This window comes from Halomonas sp. (genome assembly GCF_029263665.1).
In the GTDB taxonomy this organism is placed as follows: domain Bacteria; phylum Pseudomonadota; class Gammaproteobacteria; order Pseudomonadales; family Halomonadaceae; genus Halomonas.
Genome location: NZ_JAJUFQ010000014.1, coordinates 1 through 12,055, shown reverse-complemented (window position 1 = coordinate 12,055; position 12,055 = coordinate 1). Strand labels below are relative to the sequence as shown.

At 53.2% G+C, this 12,055-nt stretch carries 8 protein-coding genes; 2 read left to right on the top strand and 6 right to left on the bottom strand.

All coding sequences use genetic code 11. From position 1 onward, the window contains the following. Window positions 1-10: 10 nt before the first annotated feature. Complete coding sequence (locus tag Q1K07_RS13890; protein WP_300311921.1) at window positions 11-847, top strand: hypothetical protein; 837 nt, start codon at window positions 11-13, stop codon at window positions 845-847. Window positions 848-967: 120 nt separating this feature from the next. Here the strand turns inward: Q1K07_RS13890 and Q1K07_RS13885 are convergent, their stop codons facing one another. Both Q1K07_RS13885 and Q1K07_RS13880 read right to left on the bottom strand, forming a co-directional pair. Next, entirely contained in the window at window positions 968-3,103 is a 2,136-nt protein-coding gene (locus Q1K07_RS13885) for a peptidase domain-containing ABC transporter (protein ID WP_300311918.1), read from the bottom strand. Continuing rightward, a complete protein-coding gene (locus tag Q1K07_RS13880) occupies window positions 3,100-4,389 on the bottom strand; it encodes an HlyD family efflux transporter periplasmic adaptor subunit (protein WP_300311916.1) in 1,290 nt (429 codons plus the stop codon). The genes Q1K07_RS13885 and Q1K07_RS13880 overlap by 4 nt, the downstream gene beginning before the upstream one ends. A 371-nt stretch (window positions 4,390-4,760) precedes the next feature. Here Q1K07_RS13880 and Q1K07_RS13875 point away from each other — a divergent pair, with 371 nt between their 5' ends. Then, a complete protein-coding gene (locus tag Q1K07_RS13875) occupies window positions 4,761-5,018 on the top strand; it encodes a hypothetical protein (RefSeq protein ID WP_300311913.1) in 258 nt (85 codons plus the stop codon). 206 nt (window positions 5,019-5,224) lie between these two features. Here the strand turns inward: Q1K07_RS13875 and Q1K07_RS13870 are convergent, their stop codons facing one another. The 4 genes from Q1K07_RS13870 to Q1K07_RS13855 form a co-directional block, all read right to left on the bottom strand. Next, window positions 5,225-6,394, bottom strand: a complete 1,170-nt coding sequence (locus Q1K07_RS13870) for an HlyD family type I secretion periplasmic adaptor subunit (RefSeq protein ID WP_300311910.1) — start codon at window positions 6,392-6,394, stop codon at window positions 5,225-5,227. Then, window positions 6,384-8,564, bottom strand: a complete 2,181-nt coding sequence (locus Q1K07_RS13865; protein ID WP_300311907.1) for a type I secretion system permease/ATPase — start codon at window positions 8,562-8,564, stop codon at window positions 6,384-6,386. Before Q1K07_RS13865 ends, Q1K07_RS13870 begins: the two co-directional genes overlap by 11 nt. Window positions 8,565-8,587: 23 nt before the next feature. After that, entirely contained in the window at window positions 8,588-9,925 is a 1,338-nt protein-coding gene (locus Q1K07_RS13860; RefSeq protein ID WP_300311904.1) for a TolC family protein, read from the bottom strand. A gap of 5 nt (window positions 9,926-9,930) precedes the next feature. Then, window positions 9,931-12,055, bottom strand: a 2,125-nt coding sequence (locus Q1K07_RS13855) for an Ig-like domain-containing protein (protein ID WP_300311901.1), incomplete at its 5' end; no start/stop codon positions are given.

Below are 12,055 nucleotides of genomic sequence, written 5' to 3'. Positions count from 1 at the left end.
TGATCATAATATGATATTGATTGCTGGTGGTCAGCTTGATGTAAATATCCGAGTGCTTGCCCAGCGCATGGAACAAAGGGAAATTCCATTTCATAAGCTCCTTGTGGGACCAGAAAACCCACCTGATCTACGTATAGACATAAAGAAAAATAGCTTCGAGCTGAATGGTGTTGCGATATCCCCAACGGGGTGTTTTATCAGGCATGATGTTTTCCTGTACAAGACTGATAATCTTGCCCTGGCGCACTCCAGAGCCTTGAACTGGTATCAGGCTGTACGTGGGTGGGTAACAGGCAAGCAGGATATCACGCTATTCAACCGGTATTTCTACCTTAGGGAAAACAACAAGATCCATAATCTTATTCTTGCACAGGACTTTGGATTGCCCATTCCGGAAACAGTCGTTGTCAACGACTTCACTGGTATCGATGAGGGAATGGTACAAAAACCTGTTGCGGGGGGAGAATATACAGGGCTTGTCGGAGATTTACCGGAGGATCCTGGCTCGTATCCTCGTTTTATCCAGCCCCGTCTCAACCGTCCAGAAATGCGAATTTACCGTATTGGCCCAAAAATGCTGGCTTTTTGGCTTCACTCAGCAGCACTCGATTACCGATGTACGAAAGATATAGAACTAGAGTTCACCGATGTACCACAGGATGTTGGTGAAAAGCTGATGTCATTGTGTGATCGTCTGGAACTTGACTTTGCTGCTGCTGATTTTATGGCCGATGATGAAGGGAAACTGCATTTTCTTGAAGTGAATTCACAACCCATGTTTGCTGCATTTGATAGAGCTGCCAAGGGACAGCTTTGTGATGCCATCATCGATTATTTGAGTGAGTAATAAAATCTCCCCTTCTTCATATTGAATAAAAAGTCATTCAACATAGAGAAGGGGAGGGATATATCAAGACACTTGTTTTGATTGTTATTGCCTCATTATTTTTGTGTCAATGTTCTTTTATCATTGTGCTTTAGACGCTTGGTCCTGTAGCTCCTTGAGGTCAATGACCCTATCTGTCATGGCCAGTGTCGAAGGGCGGTGGGCAATCACTACTCGAGTGATGGAAAGCTGTTTGATGGCAGCATTGATAGCGGCCTCATTTTCCGGGTCCAGGTTGCTCGTCGCCTCATCGAGCAGCAGCAGGCTGGGGCGGCGGTATAGGGCTCTCGCCAGAATGATTCGCTGTCTCTGACCACCAGACAAGGTGCTTCCCATGTCGCCGACAAAGGTTTCATACCCCATTGGCATCTTGGCAATTTCCGCGTGTATGGCGGCTAACATTGCACATTGCTGCATGAGACGCAGATCAGGGCTTGGATCGAAACTACAGATATTCTCAGCGATGGAACCTGCAAACAGACGGTCATCCTGCAAGACACAGCCAATTCTGTCCCGATAGGCATTCAGGCCAAGTGTCGAGAGAGTTTTACCATCAATACGAACTTCCCCTTCGTTAGGCAGCATCAGGCCAGAGATGATTTTCATCAGTGTCGTCTTGCCTGTACCAGAAGGGCCTGAGATCCCGACGCATTCATTCTGCTCGATCGTGATATTGATATTCTTCAGCACGTCCGGTTCGTTATCTGAATAACGGAAGCTCACGTTTTCAATTTCCAGGCGACCGAGCTTCTCTGGTCCTGCCGTATCGTAGGCCTGTTCCGCTGCATCGATCTGGCTTTCCTCGGGCTCTGAAAGTGCAATATCGGCGATACGTTCGCCATGCAGCGACAACATGCGAAGGCTCAAGATAGTGGTGACGAAGCTATCCATTCTTGCAGCAAATTGGTCCTTATAGGACAGGAACGCGATAAGCATACCAACTGAAAGAGTGTCCCCAAGAATTGCATTGGCACCGAGGTAAATGATGATGATGCGGTCGATACCAAAGATCAGCTTGCTGGCGGTCTGGAAGACAACATCGAACTTTTGAACTTTCAAGTTCGCGTTGATTCTGTCAACAAGGTAATTCACCCATACTGAGCGACGACGCTCCTTCAGGTTCATTACCTTCAGGCTGGCCATGCCTCTGAGACTCTCCATGAAATGCGTGTTCTCTTTGGCGGCGTAGACAATGGCCTCTTCCGACAAACTGCGATACCTGAAATATGTCGCGACTCTGAGGATCGTATATAACACCACTGCTATCATCGCAATGCCGGCCAGCCAGCCGCCATAAAGCCACATCATGATGATGAGAGCGATGGACATACCGCCATCCAGCAGTGTCGTGATAGCCGTTGTCGTCAGCGTTTGCTGGATAGAATCCACGGAACCGAAGCGGGATACGATGTCCCCGACATGGCGTTTTTCAAAATAGCTGAGAGGCAGTCGCATCAAATGATCGAATAGGCCTGCTTTCCATTGCAGCACCAGACCGGAACCAATCAACATGGATGTCCAGGAGCGAATGAAGCTTGCCAGAACCTGGAGAGCAAGAAAGAAGCAGAAGGCAATGGTAATCAAGGTAAGCAGGTCATAATCAGAAGCCACTATGACTTCATCAATTATCATCTGAAAACCAATTGGCATAGCGATGGTGACGAGTTCAAGGAGGACTGAAATAGACAGAATCTGAAGGGCTGCCCGGCCAATGCCTGCAGTCCGCTTGATCATTTCAGTAACGTGAATGCGCTCACGTTCGTCCTTTTTGGCGAAGAACTCTGTTGGCCAGGCTTCCAGTGCAACACCAGTAAAGTGGCTTGAAACTTCTGACATCGTCAGTGTTCGACTGCCTGTCGCGGGATCGTGAATCGTCACCCCTCGTGCTCCGACACGAGTCAGAACCACAAAGTGGTTGTGATCCCAGTGCAAGATACAAGGCAGTTTTAGCTGTTTTAGATCCTCAAGCTCCAGGCGCACTGCACGGGTTGATAGATGCAGGCCATTACCAATCTCAAGGAGGTCTCTTAGTGCCATACCCTTGAGAGAGGTGGCGAAATGCCGACGCATGGCAGGGAGATCAAGGGCATGGCCGTGATAGCTTGCCACCATGGCCATGCATGCAAGACCACATTCGGCCGCCTCCGACTGAATGATGACCGGCGTGCCTTTCTTCATTGAGCCAAGAAGACGCTTTGGAAGTTCTGCAAGATTCATTGTATTGCCTCCCCAGAGCTCAATACTTCCGAGAGTCCATATAGTGGCTCGAATATCCATTGGTAAAGCGGACGTGTTTCAACCAGAACGTGGGCCTCCACCTGCATGCCTGCCTGCAATGGAACCTGTGCCCCGTAGGCCATGGCAAAAGGCGTGTCCGGTCTTACTGAAATTCGATAGATAGCTGTTGACTCAGGAGCTGCAGCGCCTTCATCAACCAGCAGCCTTATTTCATCTTGTTTCAGAGGTGCTCGGGAGATGTTGGATACAACACCTGGGTATTGGCCAAACTTTTGGTAGGGGAATGCGGCATAGCGAAGCTGGACTTTATCACCCTCTTTCAAGAAGCCAATGTCATTACTGGGAACCAGTAATTGAGCTTTTAGCTCTGCATAGTCAGGCAAGATGGTAAGTAGTGGTGTGCCGGCATCAACAGTCTGGCCTTCCTGCTTGATGACGGAGGTAACTTGACCATTTCTAGGCGCCGTGATGCGAATGGACTCCCTAGCTTGTCCTTCTGCAATTTGCTGTTCGACATTGATAAGCTGTCGTTTAAGCTCGGCAATTTCCGAAGATTTTTTCAAATCGAAAGATAGCAGAGTATCATTTATTTCATTTAAATCATCAGACAATATAATTCGTTGTCTTTTGTAGTTCTCAAGGTCATCTCTATATCCTATGTATGTCTGTAAACGACTTTCGAATGCTTGAGAAACCGTATATCCTCGATCAACATATTCTTTTTGCTTCATGGCATAGCCATGCAAGGTCTCCAGAAATTCTTCCATAGTGGCTATCTGGTTATCAATCTGTGAGATTTCTTGCTCAAGGCCTTCGCTTCTGTTCTGCAAGGCCTGTTTGTCTTTTATTGAGATTTCTTCACTACGGGTGATTTCCGCTTGAATTTCTTCTCTTTGTTCTCTCAATAGCTGATTGATGGCAGCTTGAGTGTTACCAAGAGAGGTTGAGCTATCAAAGCTCACTTCATAAAGTGGTTCTCCACGCTTTACTTCATCCCCTTCCTTGACGAACTGATGGCTTATCCAACCATTGTTTGGAGATGTAATGCGTGTCAACCCTTCGGTAGGTGATATAACGCCTGAGACAGCAACGCGCCTGGTATAGTTGCCAAGATACAAAAACAAGATGATGGAGATGACTATGATAATTGAAATGACAGCCATCACTCCTGTGGAAACATTTTGTAACACGGCAGGTTGTCCAAGCCACGACATTCGACGTGACTCAAACGATTCTGGTCGGAACAAAGGGGGATTCTTTGCCATTCCATTGACACTCCTTTACTGAAACCTGCTGCCAGATACCTCTGACCACCAGGGTCAAGGGGAAGCTTTTCTTGAAACTAAGTATTCTTATATTTTTAAACAGATGACGTAGATGAAAGGCCCGTAAGCCTGCTCGCCAAACATACCTCATTCGTGATGGATTCTGCTACCGATGGACGATGCTTTCTGGAAACAATTGACGTGATTTTTAGCATAATGAACAAAATGATTCATATGATAACCAATGAGTATTGTTGTTATCATCTGTTAACAAAACGTGTTTGACTTGGCAGTGAGTCTTCAACAAGACTCGAGTATGAATATAAATATATCCATCATGCTTTATACGACGAAATTCTCTGGAGGGTATTATGTCTGAGTCCACGATTCGCACGTTAAGTGAAGACGAGCTCAATGCTGTTGCAGGGGGCGTCACTTTCAATCAGGCCTTGGGCGACCTCCTCGGAGGTGGCGTGATGGTTCTCGCTGGAGCCAGTAGCCTTGTTTCTGGTGCTGCCAGCGGTATTATCCAGACGCCCATGTTGATTCTGGATTCTCTCGGTGACATTACTGGCAGCCTGGGGCTTGGTGGCCTGGATGGCATCGTTGATGGCCTATCACCGCTCTGATCTTCATTTTCCTGCCCAGAAAAAGGTAATCCCTCACCAGGGATTACCTTTTTTATTTGCTGATAAATTTCTTGCATGCGTGTTGTGAATCGCACTACAGGTCCGATGGCATGCGAGGCCCTTGGTGGCGTCAAGAAAATGGCCAAGAGCTGCTGAAGCCCTTGGCCACATCTTCAGCCATTCGTGCAATTACCATTGAGCTCGCATCAATACAGCCTGGCCTTGATGATCGGCTTGAGCAGGTAGCTCAGGATGGAGCGCTTGCCCGTTTGGATATCTACTTCTGCCACCATGCCTGGGCGAATTTCTAGCGTCTGCCCTTTGTGATGGAGGCTGGCCTCCTCGGTGCGCACCAGTACCTCATAATAGGATTCTTTACCTTGAGGTGTTTCTTCCTCGATGGTGTCCTCACTGATCTGCTCGACAGTGCCTTTCAGGTCTCCATAGATGGTGTAATCATAGGCAGTGATCTTGACGCTGGCTGGCATACCTGGGGCAATGAAGGCCACATCCTTCGGGCGAACACGTGCTTCAATCAATAACTGATCACCCAGTGGCGTCACTTCCATGATGGCTTCGCCCGGTTGAACGACACCGCCATGGGTAGTGATCATGATGTCATTGACCCTTCCATTAACAGGAGAGCGGATTTCCGTACGCGTCAGTTGGTCACGCTTTTGCAGCAGGGTCTGTTCCAGGGTGCTGAGCTCGGCCTGCTTGCTGGACAACTCTGAATAGGCATCTTGAACGTAGGTATTGCGCATTTCTGCCAGCTTTCCGGCGAGTGATGCGATGTTCTGCTGCAGTTTGAGTGACTCCATCTCACTGACTGAACGGCGCTGCACCAAAGGCTTCACCAGGTTCAACTGCTGTTGGGTGATCGTAATTTCATCCTGAATAGAGTTCTGTGCCTGTATAAGGCGAGCACGCCTGGCATTGAACAGGTCACGTTCCGACTGAGCCAGTTCACCTTCAGGGTCGATGTCCTCAGGGAATTCGACTTTCTCTTTTTCCAGAACTTCTGATCCTAGGCGTGCAATGGCTGCCCGTAATACGAGAATCTGGCTTTGGGTTTCCAGAAAGGCACTGAGAAAACGGGTATCGTCGAGCTTGACCAAGGGCTGTCCGATTTCCACCTCGTCGCCGATATTGACCATCAACTGGCTCAGGATGCCTCCTTCCAGGCTCTGGATGGTCTGCATCCGCGATAGTGGGATTACCTTACCCTCACCTCGTGTCACTTCGTCAACTTGAGCCCAGGCAGCCCAGCCCACGAAACCGGCGATGATAAGAGCGCTGAGCCATAGCGCCGGTCGTGCAACCTTAAACTTTTTACGCTGCTCCCATGGCGCTGCCATGGTGTTTTCAATTTGCACTGGCGGCTCCTCCCTTGGCCTGACGACCGACTCTTGACACTTGGCCGGCTGCTGATGTCCTTACTTGATTGCCGTTGATGATCTGATCCTGAGGGGCGTCCATCACTACGGCACCTTCTTTCAGCACCACGGCTCGGTGAGTCAAGGTAAGCAGAGATTTCTTGTGTGTAGAAACCACCAGAGTGCGGCCTTCCAGCCAGGAGTTGAGAAAACGCACCACATTCTGCTCGTTGGTCTGATCAAAGGCAGAGGTTGGCTCGTCCATCAACACGATGCGTGGGTCCTGAAGCAGTATCCTGGCCAGGCCAATCGCCTGCCGCTGGCCTCCGGAAACACTGCCGTTACCCTGAATCGGCATGTCCAGGCCCATGCTATGGCGACGAACGAAGCGACCGAGTCCAGCTGCATCAAGCGCATCCAGCAGTTCGCTATCGTCCTTTGCCTCACCATCCAGCAGGAGATTGTCACGCAGGCTACCAAAGAACAGGGATATGTCCTGGGGCAGGTAGCCGATGGCCCGGCGACGGTCTGCTGGGTCGATATGCTGCAGTGAGACGTCATCCAGCTCCAGGTTGCCAGCGCTGGGATCGAAATAACCAGCCAACAGACGCAATAACGTGCTCTTTCCTGCGCCGTTGCCCCCTAACAGGGCGATGCGCTCACCTGCCTGGATCTCCAGTTGAGAGATGCTCAGCGATGGCAGCTCGGCTTCCCCATACTGCCAGGTCACTTTCTCCAGGCGATAGTTGCCCTGCAGGTCGGGCCGCCGAACAAAATGACGATCTGTGGGGCGTTCCACTGGCGCTTCCATCAGGTTGTCCAGCCCTTCCATGGCGACCTTGACGTGCTGCCAGCGTGCCAGCATGCCTGCAACCTGAGACAGCGGAGATACGGTGCGCGAGGTAAGAATGGTACAGGCGATCAGGGCACCCACGGTGAGCTCGCCCGCGGAGATCAGGTAAACACCGGCAATGACCACGCCCACATAGGCCAACTGCTGAACCATGCTGGCACCAAAGGACAGGCGAGTGGACAGCGTGCGCTGACAAATATTGGCCTCGGCCAGATCCTGGGACAGGTTATCCCACATCTTCAACTGGCGACCTTCTGCACGGGTAGCCTTGACGGTCTCCAGGTTCTCGATCGACTCAAGCAGTACGCCTTGACGAACAGCGCCTTCCTTGAGGCATTGGCGGGAAAGGCGGGCCAAGGTCTTCTGGGCCAACAGCCCAGGTAGCACCATCAATATCATGGCGGCGATGGGCACCCAGACCATGTGGCCACCCACAAAGGCAATGACGCCGAGAAACAGCAAGACGAAGGGCAGGTCACTGATTGCGCCGATGGTGGAGGAGGTGAGGAATTCACGAACCGACTCGAATTCCCTGATCTGGCTTGAAAAGGCCCCTGTCGAGCCGGGCTTGGCGGCCAGGCGCAGTTGCATTACACGGTCAAACAGCATTGACGACAAATGCAGGTCCAGTGCCTTGCCGGTGCTATCGAGGATATGTGCGCGCAGGTTGCGCAAAAGAAACTCGAACAGTACTGCGATACCCACACCACTGGCGAGAATCCACAAGGTCGAAAAGGCCTCGTTCGGCACCACGCGATCATAGACCTGCATGGCAAACAGCGCTGTGGAAATGGCGAGCAGGTTGGCCATGAAAGCCGCAACACCCACTTCACTATAGTCTTTCCAGCATTTCTTGATCGGGCCTTTCAGCCAATGCTCATCTTCGGCCTTGGCGAAGTCTTCGGCTCGCTCATCGGGACGAAAGATCGGGCGGGCAATCACGATGAGCCCAGAGGAGCGTTGCTGCAACTCCTCTAGTGGCCAGCTTTCGCTGCCACCATCACTCTCAGGGAGAAGCACAATGGCCGTGTCTTCCTGCCTGTCTGCCCAGACGACGGTTCTCCCGTCCTCCAGCAGCACCAGTACGGGCAGGAGACCGTTGGCCACCTTATTGACAGATACGGCCTCCACCTTGCCGCTTACCTCGACGCGCCGCAGCGCTCGAGGCAGGTGAGAAAGGGGAAGGCACCCAGCTTGCAACGGAAAACCATCGCCTAGTTGATTGACGGTGGCACCGCGCCCCAATTGCCGGCATAGCAGCACCAGCCCACTGCGCAGGGTGTCTTCGACACCCGATGCGGCTTTCCATTCCGCCATGGAAGGTCCCCTTCACTTATCACTTATTTCAATACTTGGCCCAACATGCCCAACTGCGTAGCAGCCTGGTATTCGAGCCGGTATTTCTCGATGGCAAGATCGGCTTTCTGGCGCTCGGCTTCGAAGCGTTCCCGCTCGATGCTCAAGATATCTGCTATATCGCGAAAGCCTGCCTGGAATTGCTCGCGGTAGGTATCTACCACGGCCGCGGAACTACTGATCTGTTGTTCCACCTGTTTGATGCGCCCCAGGATCACCTTGCGCTGGTCGAGCAAACTGTCCAGATTGCGGCGTATATCACGCTGGGTTGCGGACTTGGTCCATTCTGCGGCCTGCAGTCGCTGGCGCGCAGAATCTACCTCGCGCCAGTTGGAAAGCCCCTGGATCGGCTCCATGCGCAGGCGCAAGGCAACGATCTGGTCATCCTCCATGTTCCCACCGATTTCCCGGTTGAGCAGAGAACCTTCGAGGTTCAGTTGTGGCTTGAGCTTGGCTCTGGACTGATCGAGATTCGATCGAGCAACATCCACCTCGGCATGGCTGCGTTGCAATGCTGGAGCATCGAGCAAGGCTTGTTCGAGTCGATCAGGCTGCTCCATCGTTTCGAGCAGCGAGACGAAAGGAGGCTGAGAGAGATCGTAAGGCGAGGCTTCCACCAGTACGCGGAACTGTTGTCGGGCTTCATCCAGAGCGCCCATTTCAACAGATAGCTGCTCATTGGCACGAGCGACTTCCAGAGTTGCTCGGTCGCTTTCACTACGATCGCTGTAGCCACTGGTATCGCGGTCAGTGAGCAGGCCCTGCAACTTGGCAAGACGTGCTTCGTAGTCCTCGACCGCATTGAGGCGTGCACTGGCTGCCAGGACATCCAGGTAGATTTCGATGATATCCAGAGCGGCTTCATCACTGGTGACCTTCAGAGCCTCCAGCTTTTCACGATATTCCGCAGAGGCACCATCAACCTGAGCGCCAATGTTTCCCCAGTCGTAAAGCACCTGGGTGGCGGTGATTTCATAGCCGACCTTGCTATCGTCGAGAATGTTCTCTGGTCCGGCCGACATGGAAAGCGATGGCCAATAGCTGTCCTTGGCAATATCGACCCGGGTTTCAGCACTTTGTACTTCGGCTTCTGCCGCCAGAACTTCAGGATGTACCTCCAGCCCCTGGTTCACCGCCTCTACAAGACTGATCGCCCACGCGGGCACTGGCAGACTTGCCAGTGCCACGGCGAGGGCGATAGGCCGCAAATAAGAGGCCCACCGCCCCGGGCTTCCGGGGCGGTGGGATGGTTTGCCGAACAGTGGCTGGGAGGATGCCTTTAGTGGCGCTAGGGTATTGCTTGAAACATCTTCCCAGTTCATATGGATCAGGCCACCTCCACGTTGACTTGGTCTTCGACAAGCACTGTGGTGTTGCCCAGAGTGTACTCGTTATAGGTGATATCGCCGTTGGCAGACGTCTGCGAGTTACCGGTTGCCGTGGCCCCGGAAATGTTCAACGTGTCGCTGGCATCACCTTCGATGTACAGCTGATTGTTGTCATCGGTGATCGAGAGCACTGATGCCTCGTCCAGTGTGACAGTGTTGGCCCCAGTACCACCGATCGACAGATGCTCGACGTTGGCCACTTCGGGGGCTGCACCGTTGACGAAGTCCAGCTCGATGCCCCCGCCTACCAGAACCAGCGTATCCTCACCAGCACCGCCGTCGAAGGTATCGTTGCCCAGGCCATCGTAGACCAAGACATCATTACCATCTCCGCCGTTGAGGGTATCGTTGCCATTACCGCCGCGTAGCCAGTCGTTGCCACCGTTACCGTTGAGTACATCATCACCATCGAGGCCGTAGAGGCGATCGACGCCACTATCACCTTCCAGGATGTCGGCATCGGAGGTGCCTTCGACCACAGGATTGTTAGCCGGGCTCAACAGGCTGAGATCGGCTAGTTCGGTAGCGCTGTCGGTACCTGTCTGGCCTTCGAGGTCGGTTCCCGTGATGGTATAAGTCGGGAGCAGGCTGACATCGGTCCCGAGCAGGGCATCCGACAGATATATCGAAGCCAGGAACTCGTTGATCGCCACATTGTCGATGACCCCACCATCCTCAGCGGTAATCGTCAGCGTCGGGCTCAAATTGAGCGGTAAGAGGCTATAGTCCTCGAACGCGATATTCAGCCCCAGCTCATCGGCCAGTGCCTGTGACCAGTTCAAGGTTTGATCTCCTACCCCCAGCAACCCCAGAATCTGGTTGATGCTCAGCAGAGAAGTCATCTGGATTTCCACGGACGTTAGATCGCCGTTCGGATCATAAGCCGAGAACATCTGTTGACTGAGATCGAGAAGTCCCAAGGCCTCCACGCCTACCAGCCCCAACAGCCCGCTACTGTTGACGGTCACCACCGGAGATGTGTCGGCCTGAACCGTGATGGTCCTGGTGATGCTTTCACTATTAGCGCCGTTGCTCACCGTCGCGGTAGCGACATATTGCCCATCAGCCAAGGTGGTCCCTGTCAGGTCGAGGACCCAGGTGCCATCCGCATTTACCGTAAACTCCGCATCAGCCTCGGTATAGGTCGTGCCGTCAAATTCGACGCTGAGATCATTGCCGTCATCGAGATCGACGAACCCGTTGATCTGCAGAGTGTTATCCGAGGTGAAGAAGTCATTGGCATCGAAGCCAGTGTCTTCAGTGATGCCGGTAATTCCGACAGTGCTGCCGTCACCATCCGTATCGAGTGAGGCGCCTCCTACAGTCGCTGAAGCTTCCGCGCTGATGTTGCCAGCCGCATCCATGGCCGTGATGGCCAGGACGATGCCTGCGGCAAGCGGCGTGCCTGGGGTGACAGACCAGTTACCGTCAGCATCGACGTCGGCGGTCAGATCCGGGTTGCCGTCGCCATCAGTATCGATGTTGACGGTGCTGCCCGCTTCGGCCGTCCCGCTGATTACCGTGCCATCGGTCGGGTCGACAACCGGGGCATCCGGTGCAGTGGTGTCGACGGTCAGCTCGAAGGCAGCACTCGCATCGGAGGTGTTGCCGTCAGCATCGGTCGCAGTGGCGGTGAAGCTGTAGCTGCCTTCCGCCAGGTCGGCATCCGGGGTGAAGCTCCAGTTGCCATCGGCATCGGCAGTGGCGGTACCGACCTCGGTGCCATCCTGGAAGATGGTGATGGTCGCACCGGCATCGGCCGTACCGGTCAGGGTCGGCAGAGTGTCGTCAGTGCTGTCACCGCTGGCCAGATCCGCTACCACATCGCCGACATCGTCGGTCGCGGCGGTGATGACCGGGGCGGTCACGCCTGTACCACCGCCACCCACGGTGACGTTGACCGGGTCACTGCTGTTACCGGCGGGGTCCGTGACAGTAACACTCAGGTCAAGGCCATCATCCAGCGGGGCATCCGGGGTCACGCTCCAGTTGCCGTCAGCATCGACATCCGCGGTCAGGTCCGGGTTGCCGTCGCCATCGGTATCGATGTTGACCGTGGCACCG

What these genes read in the sequence shown, in the direction of transcription:
- Q1K07_RS13860 (WP_300311904.1), bottom strand. Translation starts at nt 9,925, where the DNA reads ATGAACTGGGAAGATGTTTCAAGCAATACCCTAGCGCCACTAAAGGCA.
- Q1K07_RS13865 (WP_300311907.1), bottom strand. Translation starts at nt 8,564, where the DNA reads ATGGCGGAATGGAAAGCCGCATCGGGTGTCGAAGACACCCTGCGCAGT.
- Q1K07_RS13875 (WP_300311913.1), top strand. Translation starts at nt 4,761, where the DNA reads ATGTCTGAGTCCACGATTCGCACGTTAAGTGAAGACGAGCTCAATGCT.
- Q1K07_RS13890 (WP_300311921.1), top strand. Translation starts at nt 11, where the DNA reads ATGATATTGATTGCTGGTGGTCAGCTTGATGTAAATATCCGAGTGCTT.
- Q1K07_RS13885 (WP_300311918.1), bottom strand. Translation starts at nt 3,103, where the DNA reads ATGAATCTTGCAGAACTTCCAAAGCGTCTTCTTGGCTCAATGAAGAAA.
- Q1K07_RS13880 (WP_300311916.1), bottom strand. Translation starts at nt 4,389, where the DNA reads ATGGCAAAGAATCCCCCTTTGTTCCGACCAGAATCGTTTGAGTCACGT.